24 protein-coding genes and 1 pseudogene are annotated in these 23,704 nt (G+C 59.6%); 10 read left to right on the top strand and 15 right to left on the bottom strand.

Going from position 1 to position 23,704, the window contains the following annotated elements:
• Positions 1-16 precede the first annotated feature (16 nt).
• The gene (locus tag AABQ55_RS34785) at positions 17-1,018 is read left to right on the top strand and encodes a LacI family DNA-binding transcriptional regulator (RefSeq protein ID WP_445190524.1); all 1,002 of its coding nucleotides are present in this window, start codon (positions 17-19) and stop codon (positions 1,016-1,018) included.
• 5 nt (positions 1,019-1,023) lie between these two features.
• Here the strand turns inward: AABQ55_RS34785 and AABQ55_RS34780 are convergent, their stop codons facing one another.
• The 4 genes from AABQ55_RS34780 to AABQ55_RS34765 form a co-directional block, all read right to left on the bottom strand.
• A complete protein-coding gene (locus tag AABQ55_RS34780; RefSeq protein WP_272792138.1) occupies positions 1,024-1,971 on the bottom strand; it encodes a formylglycine-generating enzyme family protein in 948 nt (315 codons plus the stop codon).
• A 247-nt stretch (positions 1,972-2,218) separates the two neighbouring features.
• On the bottom strand, positions 2,219-2,944 hold the full coding sequence (locus tag AABQ55_RS34775) for an IS6 family transposase (RefSeq protein WP_272792201.1): 726 nt from the start codon (positions 2,942-2,944) through the stop codon (positions 2,219-2,221).
• A complete protein-coding gene (locus AABQ55_RS34770) occupies positions 2,835-3,257 on the bottom strand; it encodes a DUF4964 domain-containing protein (protein WP_272792137.1) in 423 nt (140 codons plus the stop codon). Before AABQ55_RS34770 ends, AABQ55_RS34775 begins: the two co-directional genes overlap by 110 nt.
• A gap of 18 nt (positions 3,258-3,275) precedes the next feature.
• Entirely contained in the window at positions 3,276-4,784 is a 1,509-nt protein-coding gene (locus tag AABQ55_RS34765) for a sulfatase family protein (protein ID WP_272809248.1), read from the bottom strand.
• A gap of 207 nt (positions 4,785-4,991) precedes the next feature.
• On the opposite strand from AABQ55_RS34765, the gene AABQ55_RS34760 reads away from it, so the two are divergent.
• The 4 genes from AABQ55_RS34760 (at position 4,992) to AABQ55_RS34745 (ending at position 8,383) form a co-directional block, all read left to right on the top strand.
• Positions 4,992-5,492 carry a LacI family DNA-binding transcriptional regulator gene (locus tag AABQ55_RS34760; protein WP_272792135.1) on the top strand — a complete coding sequence of 167 codons (501 nt, stop codon included), beginning with the start codon at positions 4,992-4,994 and terminating at the stop codon, positions 5,490-5,492.
• A gap of 27 nt (positions 5,493-5,519) precedes the next feature.
• A protein-coding gene (locus AABQ55_RS34755; protein WP_272792134.1) for an IS630 family transposase occupies positions 5,520-6,586 on the top strand; the annotation gives its coding sequence in 2 pieces (ribosomal slippage) (positions 5,520-6,006 and positions 6,006-6,586; 1,068 coding nt in all).
• A gap of 11 nt (positions 6,587-6,597) precedes the next feature.
• Positions 6,598-7,224, top strand: coding sequence for a substrate-binding domain-containing protein (locus tag AABQ55_RS34750; protein ID WP_338417069.1), 627 nt, complete (start codon positions 6,598-6,600; stop codon positions 7,222-7,224).
• Positions 7,225-7,645: 421 nt separating this feature from the next.
• Positions 7,646-8,383 (top strand): DUF3800 domain-containing protein, encoded by a 738-nt coding sequence (locus AABQ55_RS34745; RefSeq protein WP_272792132.1) that lies wholly within the window; start codon positions 7,646-7,648, stop codon positions 8,381-8,383.
• A 244-nt stretch (positions 8,384-8,627) separates the two neighbouring features.
• On the opposite strand, the gene AABQ55_RS34740 is transcribed toward AABQ55_RS34745, so the two are convergent.
• Positions 8,628-9,509, bottom strand: a complete 882-nt coding sequence (locus AABQ55_RS34740) for a DUF4238 domain-containing protein (RefSeq protein WP_272792131.1) — start codon at positions 9,507-9,509, stop codon at positions 8,628-8,630.
• Positions 9,510-9,595: 86 nt separating this feature from the next.
• Entirely contained in the window at positions 9,596-9,730 is a 135-nt protein-coding gene (locus AABQ55_RS34735; RefSeq protein WP_338417068.1) for a hypothetical protein, read from the bottom strand.
• Between the two features lie 983 nt (positions 9,731-10,713).
• Here AABQ55_RS34735 and AABQ55_RS34730 point away from each other — a divergent pair.
• Positions 10,714-12,345: a hypothetical protein gene (locus AABQ55_RS34730; RefSeq protein WP_272792129.1), complete on the top strand. Its 1,632-nt coding sequence runs from the start codon at positions 10,714-10,716 to the stop codon at positions 12,343-12,345.
• 104 nt (positions 12,346-12,449) lie between these two features.
• Here the strand turns inward: AABQ55_RS34730 and AABQ55_RS34725 are convergent, their stop codons facing one another.
• Positions 12,450-12,647, bottom strand: a complete 198-nt coding sequence (locus tag AABQ55_RS34725) for a DUF6527 family protein (protein WP_336314313.1) — start codon at positions 12,645-12,647, stop codon at positions 12,450-12,452.
• 149 nt (positions 12,648-12,796) lie between these two features.
• Positions 12,797-13,486, bottom strand: coding sequence for a hypothetical protein (locus tag AABQ55_RS34720; protein WP_272792128.1), 690 nt, complete (start codon positions 13,484-13,486; stop codon positions 12,797-12,799).
• 81 nt (positions 13,487-13,567) lie between these two features.
• Here AABQ55_RS34720 and AABQ55_RS34715 point away from each other — a divergent pair, with 81 nt between their 5' ends.
• The 3 genes from AABQ55_RS34715 to AABQ55_RS34705 are packed head-to-tail and all read left to right on the top strand — an operon-like array spanning position 13,568 to position 16,434.
• On the top strand, positions 13,568-14,455 hold the full coding sequence (locus tag AABQ55_RS34715; RefSeq protein WP_272792127.1) for a sce7726 family protein: 888 nt from the start codon (positions 13,568-13,570) through the stop codon (positions 14,453-14,455).
• A 3-nt stretch (positions 14,456-14,458) separates the two neighbouring features.
• On the top strand, positions 14,459-15,400 hold the full coding sequence (locus AABQ55_RS34710) for a sce7725 family protein (protein WP_272792126.1): 942 nt from the start codon (positions 14,459-14,461) through the stop codon (positions 15,398-15,400).
• A gap of 11 nt (positions 15,401-15,411) precedes the next feature.
• Positions 15,412-16,434, top strand: coding sequence for an RES family NAD+ phosphorylase (locus AABQ55_RS34705; protein ID WP_272792125.1), 1,023 nt, complete (start codon positions 15,412-15,414; stop codon positions 16,432-16,434).
• Positions 16,435-16,648: 214 nt separating this feature from the next.
• Here AABQ55_RS34705 and scpB read toward each other — a convergent pair whose 3' ends face one another.
• Positions 16,649-17,311, bottom strand: a complete 663-nt coding sequence (scpB, locus tag AABQ55_RS34700) for an SMC-Scp complex subunit ScpB (protein WP_272792124.1) — start codon at positions 17,309-17,311, stop codon at positions 16,649-16,651.
• A 14-nt stretch (positions 17,312-17,325) separates the two neighbouring features.
• Positions 17,326-18,282 carry a DUF1403 family protein gene (locus AABQ55_RS34695; protein WP_272792123.1) on the bottom strand — a complete coding sequence of 319 codons (957 nt, stop codon included), beginning with the start codon at positions 18,280-18,282 and terminating at the stop codon, positions 17,326-17,328.
• A gap of 524 nt (positions 18,283-18,806) precedes the next feature.
• Between AABQ55_RS34695 and AABQ55_RS34690 the strand changes: the two genes are divergently transcribed.
• Complete coding sequence (locus AABQ55_RS34690; RefSeq protein ID WP_272809249.1) at positions 18,807-19,724, top strand: recombinase family protein; 918 nt, start codon at positions 18,807-18,809, stop codon at positions 19,722-19,724.
• On the opposite strand, the gene AABQ55_RS34685 is transcribed toward AABQ55_RS34690, so the two are convergent.
• The 5 genes and pseudogenes from AABQ55_RS34685 to AABQ55_RS34670 all read right to left on the bottom strand — a co-directional run bounded on the left by AABQ55_RS34685 (position 19,675) and on the right by AABQ55_RS34670 (position 23,344).
• Positions 19,675-20,283: a hypothetical protein gene (locus tag AABQ55_RS34685; protein ID WP_272809250.1), complete on the bottom strand. Its 609-nt coding sequence runs from the start codon at positions 20,281-20,283 to the stop codon at positions 19,675-19,677. The genes AABQ55_RS34690 and AABQ55_RS34685 overlap by 50 nt on opposite strands.
• Positions 20,284-20,391: 108 nt before the next feature.
• Positions 20,392-20,793, bottom strand: a pseudogene (locus tag AABQ55_RS37870) (TniQ family protein); the annotation flags it as partial.
• The gene (locus tag AABQ55_RS34680; protein WP_338341954.1) at positions 20,790-21,713 is read right to left on the bottom strand and encodes a TniB family NTP-binding protein; all 924 of its coding nucleotides are present in this window, start codon (positions 21,711-21,713) and stop codon (positions 20,790-20,792) included. The gene AABQ55_RS34680 and the pseudogene AABQ55_RS37870, both read right to left, overlap by 4 nt.
• Positions 21,704-22,723: a transposase gene (locus AABQ55_RS34675; RefSeq protein WP_336314414.1), complete on the bottom strand. Its 1,020-nt coding sequence runs from the start codon at positions 22,721-22,723 to the stop codon at positions 21,704-21,706. The genes AABQ55_RS34680 and AABQ55_RS34675 overlap by 10 nt, the downstream gene beginning before the upstream one ends.
• A gap of 177 nt (positions 22,724-22,900) precedes the next feature.
• Entirely contained in the window at positions 22,901-23,344 is a 444-nt protein-coding gene (locus AABQ55_RS34670; protein WP_272809252.1) for a DNA-binding domain-containing protein, read from the bottom strand.
• Positions 23,345-23,704: the final 360 nt, after the last annotated feature.

Here is a 23,704-nt window from a genome sequence, read left to right as displayed (position 1 = left end):
CGACCACATGGCGCAGATGCGTGCAACCACCCTGAAGGACGTGGCTGAAGTGGCGGGGGTCTCCGCCCGGACCGTGTCCAATGTCGTCAATGGCTACATACACGTGGCCGAAGAGACCCGGCGCCGCGTGCAGGAGGCCTGCGACCGGCTCGGATACCGGCCCAATGTCATGGCGCGCAACCTTCGCTCCGGGCGATCCAAGGTCATCGCGCTGGTCGTGCCGGAAATCGGCTCGCCCTATTTCGGTGAGCTGGGCCAGTCCATTATCGAAGAGGCGCGCAGGCATGGCTATGTCGTGCTCATCGACCATACCGGGGGCGATGTGGAGCAGGAGAAGGATTTCCTGATCCGCAGTTCGGCCTCCAACCTGTTCGATGGTGTCATTCTGAGCCCCTCGCGCGTGAGCGACGCCGAGCTACGCAGTATCCTGAACGTGCCCTTCGTCCTGCTCGGACCGCGCCTGTTCGATCCCGGCTTCGACCATGTCTCGATCGACAATGTTGCGGCAGCGGCCGAAGCTACCGGCCATCTGCTGAAGCAGGGGCGCCGACGGGTTGCCGCCATTGGCGAGCAACGCTGGGGGGGCAGCGCCGCCCAAATTCGCACACTGGGCTATCGCAAGGCCCACGCGGAGATGGGGCTGGACGTCGTCGAGGACCTCATCATTTCGACGACGCATTTCCAGCGCGAAAACGGCGCTGCCGCCATGACGCACCTGATCGAATCGGGAAAGCGGCCGGACGCCGTATTCTGCTTCAACGACCTGCTGGCGCTTGGTGCCATCCGCGCCATTCATCAGCACAAGCTGCGCGTGCCCGAGGACATTGCCGTGGTCGGTTTCGACAATATCGACGAGGGGCGCTACTCGACGCCCTCGCTGACGACCATTGCGCCTGACCGGCACGTCATCGCCAGGCTGGCGGTGGAGCGGCTATTGGCCCGCATTGATGGAAAACCGGTGGATGAGCCACCACGCCTCATTGTTCCACACAGGCTGCTGGTACGCGAGAGCGCCTGAGCGCCTCAATCGTCAGCCGGGGAATAGACCAGCCGGAAGCCGACATGACTTGTGGTCGTATCGGGCGTGTTGCCGTGACGGGCAGCAATCCGATAGCGATAGCAATAGCTGCGGTGGCAGAGGAAGGAGCCCCCCTTCATCACGCGCTGTTCGGTGGCGGCGGCACCGGCATCACGCTGACGGCTGGCCTTTTTCAGCGACCGGACCCGCCAGCGGTCTGCCGACCATTCCCAGGTGTTGCCCGACATGTTGTAGAGCCCGTAGCCATTGGGCTCGAATGAGCGCGCGGGAGCGGTCCAGCGGTGTCCGTCAGCGGCGGTATTAGTGCCGGGAAAGCTGCCCTGCCAGATATTGCATGGCATGAAGTCCGTATCGTTCGGCTCCCGATCCCCCCACGGAAACATCGGGTCAGCCTGCCCGCCGCGTGCGGCATGTTCCCACTCTGCCTCGGTGGGCAGGCGCCCGCCGGCCCAGTGCGCGAAGGCGGAGGCATCGTTCCAGCTGACATGGATCACCGGATATTGTTCACGCCCGGAGAAGCTGCTGCCCTCCCCCTCGGGGCGATCCCATGTCGCCCCGTCGACGCGTCGCCACCACTCTGTCCCCACCGCGCCCTGGGTGATCGTTGCCTCGGGCAGCATGTCGAAGAAGACAAAGGACCAGCCGAATTTTTCGGCCTCGGTCACGTAGCCCGTGGCCGCTATGAAGGCCGCGAACCGCTCGTTCGTGACCGCGGTCACGTCCATGCGAAACGGTTTGACGCGCACGGCGCGCACAGGGGATTCGCCGTCACCGTCGTGAACGGGCCGCCGGGTTCCGACCTGTACCTGGCCGCCGGGGATATTGGCAGTTTCGGTAGCGACCGGCCTGGCCGCTGCCAGGATCGGGGCTAGAGCTTTGTCCGTTTGTTCGGGGATCGGGTCGCGGTGCGGCGCGCAGCAGCTATGGGTCATATTGCGACCTGCATATATTGATGGTGCTTCGATTTCATTCCAATTCCTAGATCGCAACCCGGCGTCCGGCTAGCCCTGTGTCGAAAGCAGGTGGAACCGGCACTGGGCCCTGGTTCGCCGGGATCAACCCGCCGAGGTTGCCGGTTCGCCCATGTTTCGACAAACCAGTGCAGATGGCCTATCAAATATCTGGGGCTTGTCGCAAACATTTTCGGAGCGCGCAATTATCCACTGAGCGTCCTCGTTTTCATGCTTTGTTAACCTTTTGTAGTCCGAAGAGGTGCGCGAGCAGATCGTTCTGATCATTTACGGTCCACACGCCGGAAAAGCCGAAGCCCTTCTTCAGCCAGAGCATGGCTTCGAAGCCTGCGATTGTCCGACGCGCCGTTTTGAAGGATTGGAAGCCGCCGATCTTGGGCATGTTCTTCTTAACCCGAAAATGGTCACTCTCGATGCGTTGTTGGAGATGCTTTGTGACGTAGTGCACGGGGTTGGGCTGAAGCAGACCATCATCTACCGATGCTTTAATCGCGGATGGGAAGGTATTCGCTCCATCCGTGCCGATCTTCTTAGGCGATAACAGGGGCTCGTCTTTGAGCATTTTGCGGAAGAACCTCTTTGCAGCATCCAGGTCGCGCCTGGCCGCCAGCAGGAAATCCATCGGGTTTCCATGCTTATCGATCGCCCGGTACAGATAGCGCCACTTGCCGCGGATCTTCACGTACGTTTCGTCGATCCGGATCGAACCACAATGCGGGCGTCGGAACTGGCGAAGCCGCTTCTCGATCATCGGCGCATAAGCCAAAACCCAGCGGTTGACAGTGCTGTGATCGACCTCGAAACCACGTTCCCGAAACATCTCCTCAAGGTCTCGATAGCTGAGCGGATAGCGCAGATACCAGGCCACCGCCTGCATGATGAGCCATGCCTCGAAATGCCGACCTTTGAAGTCGTCCTTTGATTGGCGCTTCAGCTTGTCGGCAATGGCATTCAGAATCATGGCTACGCTCCGCTACATTGGGAGCGGCAATTTCTCCGCTGGTGGTCAACAGGCCGTTAACCAAGAAAATTTGCGACAGGCCCTCCATGCCGGTGCGGGTCACCAGCCCCATGAAGCGATAGCTCTTGCCGTCGATATGGGCCATGCCCGCCATCGATTGGTTCTTGCCGGTCCAGTGCGTCGGCCAGGATTGGGTCAGCTCATCGGTATGCGACCAGACGCTCATGAAGGGGTCGTGGACGATGAGTGGCGTGGCCGGCGCACGGCCCGAACGGGGATCGGTCATTTTTGGAATCTCGCTGGGTTACCAGGGGGCGCGGCGCAGCGGCAGCGGGTCGACGGTGAAGGCCATCCGGTCGCAAAGACGCTGCAACAGGTCGCATTTCTCCGCCAGGCGGTTTGGATCGTCCCACAGGTTTGTGGTCTCGTCGGGGTCTGCATTCAGATCGTAAAGCTCACCGCGCCGGTCGCCGTGGCTAACCACCAGCTTCATCGTCCCGGTGCGCAGCATGGTCGCGAATGGCAGATGCGGCTCTTTATGCCAGGGCATGGCGTTGTAATATTCGCAGTAGACATCCGCGACGCCGGTTTGCGTCTCGGTGCCCGACAGCAGCGGCCAGAGCGAGCGGCCCTGCATGCCCGGCCAGATATCGAGCCCCGCCGCCTCGAGCAGGGTCGGCGCGATATCGGTCAGTTCGACCAGCCCGTCGATTCGGCGGGCCGGAATATGGCCCGGCCACGAGATCGCCAGGGGAACATGGACGCTGGGCTCGTAGAAGAACGGCCCCTTGAGATAGACGCCATGATCGCCCAGCAGCTCGCCGTGGTCGGACATGAAGATGACGATGGTATTGTCGAGCTGACCGGTATCGCGCAGGGCGTCGAGCATGCGGCCGACCTGGTCATCGATCAAGTCGCACATGGCGAAATAAGCCGCGCGCACCAGCCTGTGGTCATGATCGGTCATCTCGTCGTAGGGCATGCCGGCATTGCCGCCATAGGCTCCCTGGTGGTCGATCTTCTGGAAGGCAGGTTTTTCTTCCAGCTCTCCCGGCCGGTAGTTCGGCAACTCGATCTCGTCGAGCCGGTCGAGGTAGCGATCGAGATACTCGGCGGGCGGATCGAAGGGGTGATGAGGGTCGAAGAAGTTGACCGAGAACAGCCAGGGCCGGTCGTTCGCCTCATGCGCCTTGACGAAATTGATGGCCTTGTCGGCGCACCAGGTGGTCTGGTGGTTCTTTGTCTCGGGCCCCGCCTTCACATATCTGGAGCCCCGATAGGGGTCAGCCCGGTATTCGGCGCCGCGCTCGAGCAGCCATAGATTGTATTCGTTGAGTGGCCAGTTCTGCGCGCTGCCGTAGTCATTAAGTACCATCCGACAACCCGGATGATGCGACCAGTGAAAGGCGGCATAGCCATCATTGATGCGCGGTTCGATGACCGGCGCCACGCTCGGATTGGCCGCCGAGATATGGAGCTTGCCCGATAGACCGCAGGTATAGCCATTCTCGGCGAGCAGCCGCGTCACCAGCATTTCGTCGGCCGGCATGTCCTGCCCGTTCTGGCGCGTCCGGGTCGTACGCGGATAGCGGCCGGTGAGAAAGCTCGCGCGACTGGGCGTGCAGACCGGCGACTGGCAATAGGCCCCGGAGAACCAGGCTGCCTCGCCGAAGAGCTTGTCGAGCACCGGAGTTCGCACATGGCGATTGCCGGTAATGCCAAGCGTGTCCCAGCGCTGCTGGTCAGTGCATATCCACAAGATGTTGGGTTTGGTCATGATAACCCCAGTCGCGCAATTTCTCGAAATCGTCATCTTGTTCTCCTCCCACGCCATTCCTCGAATGGCACCGACATCGGACATATCCCGTCGCCAGGATCGTCCCTGCGCTCCTCCAGCACGTGGTAATGCTATTAGTTATTTATAACCACTGTCAAGCACAGGTCAGTTTTCTATAACCGGCGCTTCGGGGCAGTTTCCTTCCACAAAATCCTGCGATATGTCCTTCTGGCGGAGAGGGTGATGAACAGACGCAAGACGGAAAAAGCCAGCACGAGACCAACCATGGTCGACGTGGCCAAGCTTGCCGGAGTCAGCCAGGCCACCGTCTCGATGGTGCTCAACGAAACCGGCGGCACGCGGGTCACCGAAAAGACGCGCGGTCTCGTCCGCGAGGCGGCCGAAACGCTGGGTTATCGCGTCTGGATGCGCGCGCCGGTCGGTCAGGGCGGCATCCAGGCCATCGGCTTTATCATCGACGACAGCACGTCCAACCCCATCACCAACAAGGCGATCGAATCGGCACGGCAGCTGGCTTGGGAAAATGGCGCCGTGCTTGTCGTCCTGCCGACCCAGAACGACGAGCGCCTGCGCGCCGCGGCGCTCGAACTGCTGTTCGCACATCGGGTGGTGGGCGTGGTGTTCGCGGCCTTCTTCACGCGCCAGTATACCCTGCCGCAGAAACTGATACCAACGGCTCTGACGTCTGACTCGCGGGGGATTCCCAAACTGTTGAGTTGCTGATTCGATGTCGGCGAAGGAAATTCGCCCATGCCCGGATCGGTTCGACTGCGACAGGACTATACCCCTTCTCAACTCCGGCGGCTGGCGTCACGGAGCAAGGACGCCAACCAGAGCCGACGACTTCTGTCACTAGCAGCCGTGCTTGACGGCATGAGCCGCGCCGACGCCGCCCGGATCGGCGGCATGGACCGCCAGACGCTTCGGGACTGGGTTCATCGGTTCAACGAAGCCGGCCCCGATGGCCTTTTCGACCACTGGTCACCCGGTCCGTCATCGCGGCTGTCGGAAGAGCAGAAGGTCGAACTCGCCGAGATCGTCGAGACCGGTCCCGACCCGGATGTAGACGGCGTTGTTCGCTGGCGCCGAGTAGATCTTCAGCGCGTCATTAGGGAGCGGTTCGGTATCGAGTATCACGAGCGCCATGTCGGCACGCTTCTCAAGAAACTCGGCTTCTCCCACATGAGCGCACGCCCGCTGCATCCTGGTCAGGACGCCGCGACGGTGGCGGCGTTTAAAAAAACTGGCCGCGGGCGCTGACCGCCCATATCTGCCATCTCCCCAAGGGCAAGCCGATCGAAATCTGGTTCCAGGACGAGGCCCGGATCGGGCAGAAAAATGGGATCGCCCGGCTTTGGGCAAGGCGTGGAACCCGCCCACGGCAACCGGCAGATCAGCGCTACCAGAACGCCTATCTGTTCGGCGCTATCTGCCCGGCAAAGGGAAAGGGCGCCGGGCTGGCGCTGCCCTTTGCCGACACCTTCGCCATGCAACTCCACATCGACGAGATCAGCCGGCATGTTCAGCGCGGCGCTCATGCCGTTCTGCTGCTCGACCGCGCCGGCTGGCACACCACGGGCAAACTCGTCGTCCCGAAGAACATGACGCTGATCTTCCTGCCCTCGCGCTCTCCCGAACTGAACCCGGTCGAGAACATCTGGCAATACCTCAGGCAGAACTGGCTCTCCAACCGCGTCTTCGATACCTACGACGCCATCATCGACGCGTCATGCCAAGCCTGGAACAACCTCATCGATCAGCCCGAAACAATCATGTCCATCGGAATGCGCGACTGGGCCCACATCGGTCAATCATGACAGCCGTTGGTATGAGCTCGGTTCCCGTCGTGCTCATCAACTGCCACACTAAAGGCGACATTGCTCCGGCCATCCTGCCGGCGCATGCGCTGGGCGCCGAAACGGCCGTGCGCCACCTGACGGCCTCCGGCCACCGGCGCATTGCCTTCATTAACGGCGAAGGCTGGATGGAAGCTAGCAAGGACCGTCTGCGCGGCTACAAGCGCGGCCTCAAGACCGCCGACATAGCGTTCGACGCCAAACTCGTCCGATCAGGCAACTGGACGCTTTCAGGCGGCCACGATTGCACCCGCGAACTGCTCGCTCTGCCCGAGCCACCCACGGCGATCTTCTGTGCCAGCGACGAGATGGCCATCGGCTGCTACGAGGCCACAAAGGAAGCTGGGCTATCGATTCCGCGCGACCTCTCGGTCATCGGCTTCGACGATGCATCCTCATCCCGTCATCTGGAGCCTCCGCTCACCACAATCCGCGTTCCGCACGAAGATATGGGAAGACGTGCGATTACGCACATCTACGCTAAGCGCGAAGCGCAAAAACTAGGCATCATAGCAGGCAAACTCCAGATTGATTGCCCGCTTGTGGAGCGCAAGTCCGTCGGCCTTCCGCGCCCGCACCGAATTTTGAAGTTAGTCTGAACTAGCCATCCCGTCGCTCGCGTACAAAAGACCGGTATCGGCGCGCGGCCCCCCCATCGCGTTGCCGCCTTAACCGGTGGCGCCGGCAAAAGCGCAATGGCCTAGCCATAGTCGAGCGCGCCGACCTCGTCATGCGGCACCACATGCTAATTCCAGTTAGGACGACGTCGTAGTCTGCGTCGCCCATTGACCAAGTGCTGGCGCGTCGTGAGGCGGGCGCCGCGGTGGACGAGACCGATCATTCCATTCTCATGCGGCCGACCGATTGCCGTTAGCAGGGCCGCACATGTTGGTGGCCGCCGCTGAGGCACTGTGGGTTCCCCAACAAATATTATGCGAATCCGGCCCAACTTCCCGTGCATGAGTGCCGTCACGCTTCCATTGCATTGGCAAAATCTCGCGTCTGTGCAACGCTGGGTGCATGGAATTCAGTGATTTTATAGTCTACGTCGATGAGAGCGGCGACCACGGGCTTGTCAGCATAAATCCGCAGAATCCGGTGTTTGTGCTCACCTTCTGCATCTTCGAGAAAGAGGCCTACCGGACAGCAATGGTACCGCTTGTGCAGGCACTCAAGTTCGAGTTTTGGGGCCATGACGGCGTTGTTCTACATAGCCGCGAGATCCGGAAGTCGTCCGGTGACTTTTCCATCTTGCTCAATCAGACCGTGCGCGACCGCTTCATGGCAACTGTGAATTATGTCGTCGAACAGGCGCCGGTCACGCTCATAGCGGCTGCAATTGATAAGCAACGTCATGTGCAGAAGTACCATGATCCCGACAATCCATACAAAATTGCGCTAACTTTCTGCATGGAGCGCCTGCAGCGGTTCTTGGCCGAACGAGGGCAAGATCACCGCAAGACCTGGATACTGGTCGAACAGCGAGGCCGGAAAGAGGACGATGACCTAGAGCTCGAGTTCAGGCGTATTGCCGCTGGCGGCAACCAGGTTGGACCCATGCCAAACCTCGACATCCGCTTCATGGACAAGAAGCATAATTCAGCGGGGCTGCAGATGGCCGACCTTTTGGCCTACCCGGTCGCCCGGCACATAATAGCTCCTGACCAGCCAAACCGGGCCTACGATCTTGCAGAACCCAAGTTCCGTCGGAGTGCGGCTGGGAAAATACGCGGCTACGGGCTGAAAATATTCCCGTGAGAAAAGCGAAGGGCCCCGAGGTATTCCCCGAGGCCCGACGCCGAACGAGCATTCCCGTTCCATTTGTTTACAAAATGGGTCCAGCTAGGTGGACTGTCAACCCACTGCTGAGGCAAATATAGCGTCCAATGCCTGTCGCTGGCCCCTCTTCCGTCCGCAATGCGCCCCCATTCCTGCCGTTCAACGCCCCTCGACCAATCCCCAAAGCAGACATTCGCCAGCAACATCCTGGCATTGAGTGACGTCAATCCGACCGGTCCGGCGCCCCTATTCGCCATTCGGGGTCAGACCCGTCTCTCCATGACACTACGGCCCTGTGGGCGTAGTGCGCCGTGCGCTTGTTTAGGGCAGCGACGGTCGCCGAACCAGCACTGACGTAACGGACCGGCTTTTCGAAGGGTGTTCTTGGGTAATGCAAGATAATTGTATGCTGCGGCGAAAGCGGCATCACCACCTCGATGCCCGGATTCGCTAGAGAACTCTTGTGAGTTAAGAATCTCTCCCTAGGCACAGTTGGATCGAACCAAGTTACCGGACTGTCTGAAGTAATGAAGTCGGGCTCAACGGAGCACATAATAGTCATCGTCACTTCACTTAGCATGGTCAGACCATCCATCATGGCTCCCGGTAACAAAAACTGCATAGGCGACGCCACCGCTTTTCGAATGCTGTTTAGCTGCGCCTCGGAATTTGCGGATATACCTAGAGCAACGGCCTTTTTCTCAGCCGCGTCCAAGGTCTGCTGCCAAAGCGTCCGTTGGATCTCTCTCGCTTCAAGCGTACGCCCGTGCATCGCTGCGATGAAGGCGATCAACTGCCATTGCCGAAGCCGAGGCAACTGGCGGTGGCTGGCTACGAAGTCTGTGACGAGTGTCTTCAGGCCCTGCTCAAGTTTCGACAGTTCAAACTCTATCCGCAGATCCCGGGAACCGTCCGGCCCGAGGATCGTGTAGATGTCGGTCTCGGTGAAGAGGTTTTGGGGTGCTCGCTTGCGGCCGACGCCGCCACTGGGATCAAAGGTCCACACAAAGGGCTGCATTCCAGCAGGCGTATGCGGATCACACCAGGCGGAAAGGTAGCTCCTTGGGATATAGTGCTGCGATTTGTGGCTACCGGACTTAGGCACGGGCCGTCACCATGACTTCTCCTCATAAGGGCGCTGTCTATGGCATGTGAAAGGCTAAACAGCCTAGACGACATTCGCGCATTCGCTCACTCCAGCTTCAGTCGCTCCCACTCGCCAATCAACGTCCTGTACTTTTCATGAAAAACTGCCTCCTCGTTGCCCTGCAACGGCGTCATTTGCGGAGAGAAGAAAGTACGACGCAGTGCATCGATAACACGCATGTCAGCGGAGTTCTGCTTCAGTTAGGACTTGTTGCATTGCCCAGAGCCCTAGCCTCCCTCCTTCTTCCGAGAGCGGCGGCTCTTCACTGAAGTATGGGTATACCACACGTGTATATTCCCCCCGGACGCGCGCATGGAGTGCATCCCTTATCCGAACTGTGGCTCCCAAAGTTTCGATACGCAGGTTGCCGTGCATGCTTATAGGAACGATCTCCACGGGCTCGTTTGACCAGCGCAGCTTTGCGCTAAGCAGTTCGAGAATTCCATTGGTCAGTAGCGGATAAAGTCGTTTGAAATTCCTGTTCGATCGGATGCGATCTTGGGTCAGCTGCGCTAGGTCGCCTCGGCCAGAGATGTGCATCTTAACGTCTGACCAAAAGGGTAGGTAGAAGTCGCCGCCTCGACTTCTAGTGCCGCCGGCTTCCTTTTTACGATCAAGTCGAATGTCCTCTTTCAAAATGGATCGACGCAGTGAATTGGGCGCATAGAATAACTGAAGGGCCTTTCGGAGAGGAATATCTAGAACAGACATAGGTGCCCCCTCTTGGATCGTAGGACAACAATCTCCTCAGCGCCCTGTCGGCACAATGGGCAAAAACAACGTTTTCACTATATTAAGTGCCATAGCGCCCAACTACTTTATCCAACCAGGACCGCGACCGGCCCTTGACCGTTCGTCTCGCTGCTTTGATCGATGCAGACAACGCCTCAACTCGGATTGCCCATGGCTAGTTCGAAGAGATAGCCAAGATCGGCGAGGCGAGCGTCCGCCGCAAATATGTGTTGGCAATCGCCGCAAAACGCCTGGGGGCGCGAGCGGGCATCCCATAGTGGGCACTTCAACCTCGCTCAGTCCACCCCAAGGGCTCACCCAAGCAAGGGAGCAGGGGTTTCCCAGGCTCCACCGTTGCCGCAGAGCGTATCTTGGTCCACATCTCGATCGCGGCACCAATTCCTGGTCTGCGCCAGGCAAAGGAGCGCCTATGACGATCAAGCAGACCTTCTTCAATCTGGCTGACTTGCCGAAGCTCGCGGCGCGCACCTGGACCCCCTTGCGGAGGGTGACGGAGTCGACGCTTAACGATCTCCCGCCTCGGGTCATCTCTGTAGCCGAATTCCACGGGACAGCGACCGCCGCGGTTCATTCCGCCAAGTCCGCTGATGTAGACACGATGGGATGGAACGATGTCGGGCTGAACCCCCATCGGGCAGGTATGGAATCATGGGGCTACCAGTCATCGGATGTGTTCCGTGGCTGGGGAGACACCGAACTTGGCATCAACCTGGTCATTGCCCAGCACCTCGAGGAGCCGAGCAAGGAGATTTGGCATCTGCATCCTGATCTGGTTGTGGCGCTCCGGCTTATCCAGGAAGGCGATCGCTGGTACCGGCCCGAAGAAGGGTGGCCGGAGGTCGTACGGCTGGCCCGAGGCGATAATGGGGAGCCGGTTTCCATCGAGATCAAAACTGAATTCCTCAACGACTATCTAGCAGCACGGGGGATGCGTCTCTTTTGCTCGAGCTATGCCGAGCGGACGGCAGTGACTGAGAAGGATCCCGGCTACGGCTGGTCTCGCAAGCCAATCAACGTGGCTGAGGGGCGAGATCTGCTCGAATACACTACCACCTCGGCAGGTTGGCCCAATCCTCGCGGATCGTTCTTCACCAGAGGCGCCATATGGCGAACTGAATGGCTGGAGCCGGGAACATTCAGCCCTCGTGTCCGCGGTGATAAGCCAGCCGATGAGGTTTCTTTCGTGACCAAGCCGGATGGTACCCGGGTGGCCGCTGCGCGGCTGCATGGAGACATCGGTTGGCTTTACTTTGACCCGGGGATCATCAATGCCTTGCTTCGGCATCGTGGTGGTCGGCTTCATTGGGCGTCGCGAGATACTGGTGGTGTGGGTGCGACCTCAGACACCGTCCATTTCGGTGTCAACGACCTTGGTCTGATCACCGTTTTCGCCAAGGACATCGGCATGCTCAAGCCATGGGAACAGCGAATTTGGGCCGCCCACAACGTCACCCCGGATGGCGGTGTGTCCAAGGAGCTTTTTGAGGCGCAGATGATGGTCCAGCCGGCCTCGACCAAGGCGCCAGAAGCCCTTATTGAAAAGGCCGTCGATAGTGTCGCTTCGAGCTTCCGCGAGCGGTATGGTCAGCAGCTGCTTCGTGAGAATGCCCAGGTGCCGGACTTGTTCACGCGAGCCCATCGGTTCCGAAGTGCGGAGACGGAAGGTTTGCTGGAACTTTCCAAGCAATTGACCCAGCTCTTCACCGAACGGGTTGATGTTGATGTGGTGCTGGCGCAATGCCCCCCATTGGCCAAGGGCGAGAAGAAGCCAGGGTCATTAAAGGCCATTGAGCGCTTGTTGGGTACCGTCCTAACCGAGGAACAGGCCAGGAAGATGATGGGGCCGCTGTTTGGTATGATTGACCTTCGCAATGCCGGTTCGCACCTCGGTTCGACCCTGGTGCAAAGTGGCCTTGAGCGCCTTGGCGTCGATGGCAGGAACCCACAAGCCGTGCAAGGTCTGCAGTTGCTGGAGAGCGTGGTCAATGCGCTGCTTGAAATAGACGCGGCGATTGCCGTTCCAAAGCCGCCAGCCTCCTAAGACCTAGGGAGAATGCCCAGGGCGCGCGGTGTTTCACATGCTTTTTCGTGTATGCGATAACCCAACTACCCGGCTCTCTGTATCGACCCTGGCTAGTCAAAGCGCTAGTCCGCTTCGGAATTGCCGCACCAAACTATCCGGCCCGAACGCAGCCAGAAATGCGACTTGCATCCGGTATTCCGCCAGACGGATGGACGCAAAGTCGGCCGACCCTTGGCATCTACGGCGATGTCCCATCGTGGCTTCCCGGCATCGACCACAAGCATTTCGATCATGGCGCCGCAGCGGCATGGGCACATCATGCCCACACTCCATGGCTCGCCATCATCGATAGCAAGCACCAAGTCCCTGGACGGCATCGCGGAGGGCAACTCGTCTCCCACGACAGTTTGAAGTCGACGCGCGGGGCCGAACCGATCCCACAGACGATGAAACCAGCGGGGCAGGCTCATCACTTTCTGCCCTTTGGCTTGCCGAGCGCGGGAATGCCCAGCAGCGGCTCTTCTGCGCCTCGGGCTAGCTCCGTGTCGGGGTCTCGATCGAATTCGCTCTCCGGGGTGTATTCCTCCTCGGCTGCCGCCAGGCTGAACGTGGTCCGGGCATAAAGCTCATTCGCATCGTGCCTGAAGGGAAAGGTACGAGCGATGAGCTCCATCACGACGGCCGAACTTGCCCGCATATTGAGCGAGATAACGGAAGGGGCCTGTTCGGTCAGCCCCTTGATGTAGCCGGCTTCTTGCTCTTCTTTGAATGCGCCTGGGTTCGCCTTATGCAGCCATTCCGCGCGGAGGCTCTCGGGAGTGAATACGCGCCGGTCAGCAAGAGTAGAACCCCCAGGCTGGACGTAGTCGATCCGGCCACAAACGTCGGCTATTGCTACTCCGTCGTTCCCCACCTTCCGCGTCGGAATGACAACGCCCACGTCGAACAAGGGGATAAGAAAGGCAGACGCGATCAGGTCAACAATCTGCCTTGCCTCGTGGGTGTCGACGCAACTGAAGATGACGTCGCATTGACTGACCGCGAGAATTGCCTCGCGGGAGCCGATGCTCTCAGCAATGGCAGTCGCAACGTCCGGACCGCGATATCCAGCATTGCCGGCAAATATGAGCATGGCGGCTTGATAGGTGAGGTAACCCATTGAGCATTATCGATTTGCGTTGTAGGGCCGCTAAGCTAAACTGGCTCAGTCGCGGCCTAAGTCTGCGCGTCGGGGAAAAACGTGACCGTAAGTACAACAGAACTTTCAGCGCTGACGCGCCTGTTCTCTTCGGCCGTGTTCCAGCAACTGGCCCGGAAGGGGCGCTCTGCGCTGTTTGGACGTCTACTCGGCGAGACCCGCCTCGCCGAGCTGTGCGCGAAAGAAGCCACAGTCGGGGATGCCTTTGAGGCCGCTTTCTCGATTCTCAGGGTCGCCGGACTACGCGATGAATATATCTATCGGTCAGCGCTGACCCACAAGATACTGATGGGCAAACACTCCTTGCGCACCGCCTCAATGCTAAACGAATTTCGCGCCGGATCGTGCAAAGCCGATCTTGTCATTCTCAACGGAACCTCGACGGTCTACGAGATCAAATCCGAGCGAGACTCCCTCGCGCGTCTGATCAACCAAGTGGAAAACTACAAACGCGTATTCGCATCTGTGAACGTTGTAGTCAGCGAGCGCCATGTGGACGGCGTCCGACTGATCCTTCCGGAGGATGTCGGTATCCTGTGCTTGTCGCATCGCTACCGCATCGCGACCGTGCGTGACGCAGTAGATTGTCCCGAGCGAATTTGCCCGGCTACGGTGTTCGAATCGCTTCGTTCAGCAGAAGCTGCGAGTATCCTGAAAGCGCTTAGCATTGCCGTTCCTGATGTTCCCAATACACAGCGCCACGCCGCCATGCGGGCGCTATTCGCGCATCTGGACCCCGTCGCGGTTCACCGCGAAGTGGTGCGGACCTTAAAACGCACCCGCGATCTGGCGCCACTAGCTTACCTCGTCGACCGGCTCCCGCGCTCGCTCCACGCTGCCGCTCTTTCAATTCCGGTGCGCCGTGCAGACCATGCCCATGTGGTAGAAGCGATCTCTACGCCGCTGGGCGAGTCGATGGCCTGGGCCTAACGCATGTATCACCCCTATTTTCGTGGCAAGCAGTTCGAGCTGATCGCCATTCGCGAAACCGCAGCACTGATGGCTGGATCGGGGTTCGTGCCCATCATTGAGCCGGTGCGGGAGGCGCTCAAGGGATTAGAGAGAACCCTGACGGCGATCTGCGACGCCGGCGGCGAGGCGATCGTGATCATTAATCCAGCCTATGGCGATCATGCTGAGGACGGCGTGAGCATCTCGACCCTTCTGGGAAATGGATTTCTAAATAAAGACGGCATTAGCGCCGGCATCTTGCTCACCAACGACATGAATATCGATGACGCGATGGCCTGTCACACCAAGCACCAGGCACATCGTCCTGTATTCATCCATGCCGGTTTCACCGAAGCGAAGGCGCTAGCAGAAGCGCTCGGGAATGACCTCTCTGAGACTCGACACGTCTTCTTCGAAAAGCACTGCCACAAGCTCTACCGGAAACACCTGAAAGGCAGCAAAACCCGTATCCTTCTTCGTGACGGGTTCGAACGGCGGCGCAACGCCGATCATCCAGCAGTCGAATTGTTTTCAGACCTCCACCTCACATTCGAGGAGGAAGACATGGACGGGTTCGGCGACTTCCTAATCGTTGGCGACGACTATGTTGAAGGTGGCGGCCCCGCGTACGCTGTCGCGATCCACCTGACGTTCCTCGACCCCGACAAGGACGAGGTGATGTACATCTATCATTTCGTATCAACGACAAAGGACACGCCGACTGATCCGGGCGGTAAGTTTGCCCAAGCGCTGGCAAAACTGATCGCTAAGCTGGATTCCGGAACCTCCAGACTGTTTGCTAGCACAGCCATCGCCGAATTTCGGGAGTTGCATGAAAAAGGCCACTTCCCGGGGCTCGGGCAGGTCAAGAAGCTTTCGATGCGCCATCATATCGAGACGCTCGCAGACTTTTTTTCCGAGTAGCGGGCAATCACATGCCGAAGTTCTGTTGCCCCGAATGCTTCGACGACCGTGGCCTTCGCCGCGACATCATCCCCTCGCTCAGCCATGGAATGGGGGACTGTGACTTCTGCGGGTCGACAGCCGTTATCCTGGTTGAACCACGTGCCCTCGCTGACATCTTCGAGTTGTTAATCGGGATCTACGAAGCAGATTCCGCGGGCAAAACCTTAGTTGAATGGATGAAAGATGACTGGCAGCTGTTCAGCCATGCCGCAATGGACGTTGCGCATTCGAAGGAGCTACTCGCTGAGATTCTCGATGACGGCGACATCGTCCGCAAGCCGTTCGCGCCGTCGTCCGCCTATGACAGCAAAGCTCTCGCGCAATGGGAAAATCTGCGCGATGAACTGATGTGGAAGAACCGGTACTTCCTGGACGAGGTCCTGGACGCGGATCGGCTGCGGGAGTTGCTTGGCCATTTGCCGACGGATGACATGCCTGCGAAGTGGTACCGGGCGCGTATCCTGTCCGACGACACAGTTTATCTTATTGGAGAAATGGGTGCTCCGCCAAAGCGGCTTGCATCACACGGGCGCGCGAACCCGCCCGGCATTCCATATTTGTATCTCGGTTCAATTCCAGAGACCGCGGCCGCGGAAGTCCGGCCTCATACCGGCGAGGTGGCGTGCGTCGCCGAGTTCACAATTCCTATGCCGCTGCGCGCGGTGGATTTGCGTAACCCGCGCAAGCTGGTGTCGCCCTTCCTTTTGGCCGATGCGAGCGCGATCGGTCAGCTGCGGGCGGACATTGCGTTTCTGGAGCGGCTTGGGGATGAGTTGACACGCCCTGTGCTGCCTCGTGGGGCCGCAATCGATTACATTCCCAGCCAGTATCTCTGTGAGTTCATCAAGAAGAACGGCTATGACGGCGTCGTTTACCGCAGCTCGGTCAGCGACGGGATGAACTTAGCGCTATTTGATCCCGCGAAGGCGATCGGCGGCGCAGTCTCAAAGTTTAACATCACGAAGGTCACGGTCCAGGTTGACCCCGCCTGATCGCCGCGATGAGCGCCAACTCGGCTGTTTCCAACTTTCCTTATGGGACGTGGGATATGCGCGTCATGCCATAGTGCTGTCGTTGCGATCCGGAGCGCTATCTCGATATTTCGATTGATGAAATATAAAGTCTAAGTTGCGGTGCGGCGAAGATGGCGGGTGGTTGAGCGCTTCCGAGCATCCATACAACCGTGGCACTGACACTCCCAAAATCCTATGCCTCGTCAGCGGAGCGGTCACTGCCAATCGGAACGTCGCCGTGCTGGCCATGGTCGCTGGAGAGAAGACCAGCATCTTGGAGCGCCTCAATTTCGGGAAGATCACGAAGCGTAGCTAGCCCAAAATGCTCCAAAAACCCCTTGGTTGTCACATAAGTGAACGGCGCCCCGGCCGTCGGGCTGCGGGGTCCCGCGGTGATCATGTTCTTGTCCCGCAACGCCCCGATGACGTCGCGCGACACCTCCCGCCCCAGGATTTCCGACACCCCTGCTCGCGTGACTGGCTGGTGATAGGCGATCGACACCAACACCATGGCCTCGTTCTGAGTCAGATCGATCGCCCGGTCCGGCACCGCAGCAGACGTGGCGATGGCATCGGCATAGGCCGTTCGGGTGCGGAACGCCCAGCCCCCAGCGACACTGACCAGGTCGTAGGGTTTGCCCCGCAGGCTTTCACGGATGTCGTCAATGAGCAGGTCGATGCTGGCGTCACGACCGATCACCCGCGCCAGGACCTCGCGCTCCACCGGCTTGGGCGCCGCGAACAGTACGGCTTCGATGCGGTTCATCCATTCGCGCCAGCGTAGGTCAGCCGGCATATCGACCAGTTCGGAATCGAAGATCGGCGGTTCGGCATCTGTCCTTTTGCGCCTGGCCATCCCGTTGCCCTGCCTCACAAACCGTAGAGCCGGAACGTCGGCCGGCCACTGAGTTCGCGCACTCCCCCCAACTCTCCCAAGCGATCGAATAGCCGCCGAGCCCCGCGCGCCGACAGTCTTGGGCTGGACCAGGAGCCCGGCACCGCGTCATCGGACAGTAGCAGTTTGATGACGTCGCCAGCACCTTTAGCGCGCAACTTTGGCGCCGCCGAAGCCAGTATTGCCGCCCGCTGCCCCAGCTCTGACCCGAGATCGCAGGCTTCTGCCGCCGCCGTGGCGTAGGCCCAAAACACCGCCTTGCCCCAACCTTCTCCTCCCGGCCGGATGCGTTTGCGGTGTTCGCCCGATTTAAAGGTCGGCGAAGCCACCTGCCCCATCAGCAGGGGCACCGGAACAGGCCATCTGAACTTCTGGGCGAGGACCATGTCAGCAAGCCAAAAGGCCAACAATTCGGCATCGGGCCGGGCCCGGTAGACGGCAGCGGCAATCTCGGCCGCCAAGGCTGGAGCCGGCCGCGACGACGCCGTCAGGTCTTCGGCATTGGCGACAACCTCGGCAAGAACGTCATCCCACTGCAGAGCAAAATGCTGTTCGACCACCGGGCGTACCAACTCTGCGTCGCAACTGGTGGTCCGGCTGGCCAAGCGGCGCCAGGCCATCAGCAGGTGCCCGGCTGGCCCAGGATCATCGCCCTTGCCGCGCAGAAAATGGGTATCGCGCAACGCGGATTCGTCCTCGCGCCGACCGGTCAAGTTCACCGCCGCGCTAGCACTATGCAGGGCCAGTCGCTGGCGCCAGGCACCGGCCCAAGGACAACTCTGCCGCACTAAACTATCCAACGAATTCAACGCTGCACCCGCCATGTAAGCACCGTCGACATCGTAAGAAATCTCGCCGCGCGAGCGCGCCCAGGCCGGCACCTTCGGCACTGGTGGCAGATCGATCTCGAGCAAATCAGCAGCGATTTTCATGCAAACAGAGTAACACGCAGCGGCGCTTTTTGCTACCGATTTGGTTGTAAACCGCCCTACCTGTCGGCATCTCAGAACGAATGATAATCTTGCATTATCGTTTATTATTGTCTTTATTAAAGAAATAGCGTCTGTCGGCTTTCCAGGATCGGTGGATTCGCCGGAAAACCAAGGCTTTTGGGCCGATTCTCAACCAGGATTGGTGGATTTTTCTGCCCTGATTGAGTGGACTGCGGTCATCCCAAGCTGCCGTCACAAAGTCCCGCCTCTCAGTTCTCAGCGTCGAAGATAGCATACAGCGACAGCGCGAGCTTGATCTCCTTCAAAACAGCCAGTTTTGCTGCGATTCCGCCACAGAAGCCTTCCTGGGCGACTTTTGGACCTGCGACGAACCGACGCCGCCCTCAGGTTCGATTTCGCGCTGTGCGGCCCTTTATTTAGATCATAAAACACGCTTGCAAAGGACCGTTTTCTGGCACATTGCTTATTTGTACAAGCCGCCCCAAAAACCCCAGAAAAATCCGATGGCGAAAGCTGCAAACCTCACTCCCCCTCCCCTGCCGCAAAGGCTGATCGGATACGCCCGCGTTTCGACTGACGATCAACTCAATGACGCGCAGGTCGACGACCTAAGGGCGGCCGGCTGCCACCGTATCCACCAGGAGCACGGATCCGGTGCGTCGCGCGCAAGGCCCGTGCTGACAAAACTGCTCAAGGACCTTGGCGCCGGCGACGTTCTCGTCGTCGTGCGCCTGGACCGCCTTGCCCGATCGGTCAGCCATTTGCTCGATGTCATCGAAGACCTCGAAAAGCGCGGTGTGCATTTCCGCTCGTTGCGTGACCCGATTGATACCTCGACGCCACAGGGGATGTTTTCCTTAGCAGTGCTTGGCGCCGTTGCTCAGCTCGAGCGGGCCCTGATCGCCGAACGAACGAAATCCGGAATGAAGGCCGCCAAGGCGCGCGGCCGGCTTGCTGGCAATCCCGGCCTTCGGGAACGCCGCCCTGAGGCGATCCGCGCGGTTTCTGCGGCGCGCGAGCGCGCCTACCTCGACGAGTTGATTGCATCGGCACAGACATGGCTGCCGACCGTACGGCAACTTAGACCTCAGCACAGCTGGGACAACGTCGTGCGTATCCTCAATCGTCGCGGTCATGACTGGACCATCGAGCGGCTGCGGCGAGCGGTTCATCGCTTGGTTCGTGAGAAGCTTGCCAAGCCGGAACTGCTGGCTCGCTCTCCTCGTCGCGCGCCCGAGGACCATTTGATGAAGCTCGTCGCCGCAATCACGATCGCCGATCCGGATCTTTCGCTTCGCGACATCGCCGCCCAACTGGATCAGATGCACGAGCGACCGCCCCGCGGCGGCCGGAAATGGCAGCCGTCCTCCGTCAGGAACTTGCTGGAGGAAGCACGCCGCTTTGGACTGGTGCGCTCTTAAGCGCCTCGCTCATGAGACGCCAAACATGCCTGTCGCGCGACCGACCCTTCATTTGGGCAACTTCTTTCCATTCACCGCTGGCGAGAATTTTTTCGGCCAGCCGACGGTACTCCGCATCCGACCGCAGTTGGAGCTTTACGGAAGAAATTTTCGTCGCCGGCGCCGGCCTTTCGGCCGCCGACGACGGCGAGCCACGGAGATATCCGGTGAACGCCTGCTCCATGAAAGTGGGCGGCTCCCCGAACAATTGTCTTGCTCCGACCAAGTCGAGCAGCTGCGCCGCCGACAACAGAGTGGCGATGCGCCAGGCAACCGACAAATCTGAAAGAGAGTTCTGGAAAGCGGAAGCAAGCGGATGCAATCCGAACGCACCTCGCAACCACGCTATGTATGGCTTTCCCTTGAAGTGAGTTGGCATCCATAGGAATTGCATCGCGACCGTCAGATCGTCAGTTGAGAGGACATGCCGGCCCTCGACGATCGCCTGAATGGCCTTGGCCAGTTCTATCTGGAAGTCCAAAAAAACCGGAGCCTCGGTCTCCCGCGTCGTGGTCGACACCGGGCTCGCGCACGCTCTGCAGACAAGCACCGCCCTCCCCCGCAGGCAGTCAAACCGAAACCAACCACGAGCAAAGCAGCACTCGCAGTAAGTCCGCAACGTGCGGCGATGCTTCACGCAGACGGCAGCTTCAACGTGACCCCATTTAAGGCGGAGGAAATGATCACGGCCCTCCGCAGCGTCCTCATCGAGACATTCGGCGCACGTTCCGCGTTCTCGGCGATCATCAACATACCAGACTGCGGGTCTGATCATGCGTCCAAGTGCCATCGCCTCGATTTGGTCCGGCCGCAGTCTGCAGGAACGTGCCCAAGCCTTGAGCATCTGGGCTCTCGGATGGAAGTCGCGCTTCAAAAACCTCCTCGCGAGGTCATCGTCCCCGCATTCAAGCCAGAGGTCGATTTGGTCTGCCGTGCATCCATAGCGGCAGGCAACGCGCTCTTGCCATGATGAAATCAACTCGCCATCGTAAGGACGCGGCGCGATCGGCAGCAGCGGTATTCGCCTCATCGGCCGACCCGTCGCCCGAGTTGCCGTTCCGCGTGACGGCGCATGGCAACGAGCGGCAAGACGAGATCCTCGCGATCGAAGCTTTCAACAGTGATGCATTCCCGGCCGCTGCGGATAGCGTCTGTCGCGACTGTCTCCATCAGTCGAAAAATCCGCACCGTCACTCCTTCCGTTAGGTCGAGAACGCGCCTGCGGATGGCAGCCGCGCCCAGTTGCGATGGCTGGCGCAGCGGCAGAATGCAAGCGAGGCTCGACAGGAGTTGCGCCAGTTTTTGATCGTTCGACCAGCGTTCGAGATGAAACGCTTCGAAGCGCTCGGCAAGTTGGGGATCGGTGAGCAAAGCTTGTCGGGCTAGATCTGTACCGGCGCAAACCAGTTGAACCCTCAGGTCATTGGCGAGGAAGCGGATGACGTTGAGAAAGATCCTCTGCTGGCGGAAGGTACCGGTCAGCATGGCATGGATTTCGTCGATGATCAGCATCCGCACACCCATGCTGCGCATCAGGCTTCTGCAAATTCCCTTGAGCCGAAAAGCCGCATCGCTCGCGGGCCCCGGCGCCCCCATAGCATTCAGGAGTTCGCCGTAGATGTCCCGTTCGACCGGCTCCGCCGGCATCTGCATCGCCACGACCGGCATGGTGGTCACACCGCTTGCTCGATCGAAGGAGGCCGCGTGATCGCGGAGGAATTTACGGATGATCTTCGTTTTTCCCATGCCCGTGTCGCCATAGAGAAGCAGGCAAGGCATGCGATCTCGCGGAGGATAGGACAGCAAATCCTCCAAACGCATCAGTGCTGATCTGGCTTGCGCCGTTTCCAGCCACCGATCAGACCGGATCCAGGCCACGCGCTCGTCGTCGCCAAGAGCTGCTTGGCTTTGATAGGCCGGTAGCAGATGCGCATATTCTATCACGACCACTCCTCTACAGTTAAGGGCGACAAGTCGATGAAGGTCTCGTCTTCAGCCTCGGTCTCCGGCGGGCGGGACGGTTCCCCGCCAACGGCGAGTGCTCGTTCGGTTCGTTCCACATGGCGGCGCATGCTTCGGGTCTGCTGAACGGCGCTTTCCAGCAGTCGCCGTTGCTCCGCGATGGTGTCGAAAATCAATTTTTCATCGACAGAACGAACCCCGCGCTCTCTGAGCGCTGCACGCGCCAGGCGATGTTCCCCTAGGGTGATAGGCGGCCGGTCCAGAGCCGCAAATCGGACGGGCCAGACAGAGCCGTCCTCCTGTTCAACATAGACACAGGAAAGGTCGCGCGGATCGAATTTGACCCGTACTTGGCGCGCCGACCGGCCAGCCAACGGACTGAGAACGTCATCCCAATAACGAATTCCAAACAGATGCAGGCCATCCCTGCGGATGCAACGCTCCTTGAAGGGCAGGAAATCTCGCAAAAACCGGTCTGGATCGTGCGGCAGGCGCAAGGGATCGACACGGGCCGCGACAGCATCATTCCAGGCGGTTCGCGGCGGGAGCAGCAATGCGCTGTGAACTTCAGCGTGATAACGGCCGACGATCTGAAGGGCCAACCACCTCTCCAATTCGTCCAGCGTCATCGCCGCGTGCTTTTGCGGATCGTAGGAGCCTCGCTTGGCTATGTTGCTCGAGGTGGATCCGGGCAGCAGATGCACAGCGCCCATCATCGTGCCGATCAGCCGCTCAATGTGCCCGCCGTAATGCGGTCGGGCGACGGGGCGGTGCACCAGCTCGATGCCGTGCTCAGGTGCTCCTCTAACGAGAGCTTTGCCATGAAACTCCCGCCCGTTGTCGAGGTGGATAATGTCGGGCAGTCCAAACACCGGCCACTCGGCATCAATGCCCCTCGCCTGCAGCCAAGGTGCTTTTGGCATCACCAGATGCTGGATCGCCAAGGCTACCGACGTCGACGACGGAGGCTCCAGACTGAGATAGAAGCCGGCCACCATTCTGCTCGCGATATCAATGGCCAATGTCAACCAGGGACGCTGCAGCGGCCGTCGATCTCTCGCATCTACGATGAACAAATCTACCAAGGTATGATCGATCTGGACGATGTGGAGGGCGTGATCGGCACCGTACTCGCAGACGACGGCATCGAATTTCTGCCGGGCTGCCTTCGCGCCTTATCTCGCCTGCATCAGGCTTCTGGGATCGGCGAGGTCTATTCGAGCCCGGACAGCTTTCAATGATGGTGGATGAAGCCGACGTTCATGACAGAGTTCTTCCACCCGATCGTAAAGTGCGGTGACAGTCGGCCGCTCTCGTTTGCGGTAGGTATCGGCAATCGCCGTCTGAATGATCTCCTCGATCTCAGGCGACAAAAGCGTCTTGCCTTTCGGTGGACCCGAGCTGTCCGCCAGCAATGAACTCGTGACCGGCGAGGCACGATACCGGCTCAACAGTACGTAGAAGCGACTTCGACTTATCTTCAGCTCACGGCATGCCGCGCCTACGTGCAAAGGTGAAAGGCGCGGCAATAATGCCAAGGGTCGGATCACTTTTTCGCGCGACACGGCATCCAACCACACCGCGTCATCGACCATGAGCTTATCGCGTTTACGGCTCATCGGCCGTCACCCTTACCTTAACCGGCAAATCAGAATAGAATCCTGCGATCCTGGTCGAATCCACTCAATTAGGGTGACCTACTATTGTTACAAAACAAAGACATACAGTCCATTGAATTAGGACTAGCGACACTGTCGCTCGCATTTGATCGCCGGACAGTCCGTTTCAGGCGTCTGTGGTCGTCGAAATTCGCAGCCATTGGGCGGACTCGTTGTGCGCTTGATCAGCGGACTGCAGCGGTCTAGCGCCTCGCATGCAATCCCGACCGGCGTTGACGGCGGTCGCGGCGACCGACCGGGTGCTCACAGGCACCTTCTTCCGGGCAATCGCCGATTTCGGCCAAGGAAGCCCGCTCTGCG

It is taken from the genome of Shinella sp. WSD5-1 (assembly GCF_963942435.1).
Classification (GTDB): domain Bacteria; phylum Pseudomonadota; class Alphaproteobacteria; order Rhizobiales; family Rhizobiaceae; genus Shinella; species Shinella yambaruensis.
The sequence above is the reverse complement of the archived record's forward strand: the minus strand, read 5'-3'. Positions and strand labels throughout refer to the sequence as shown.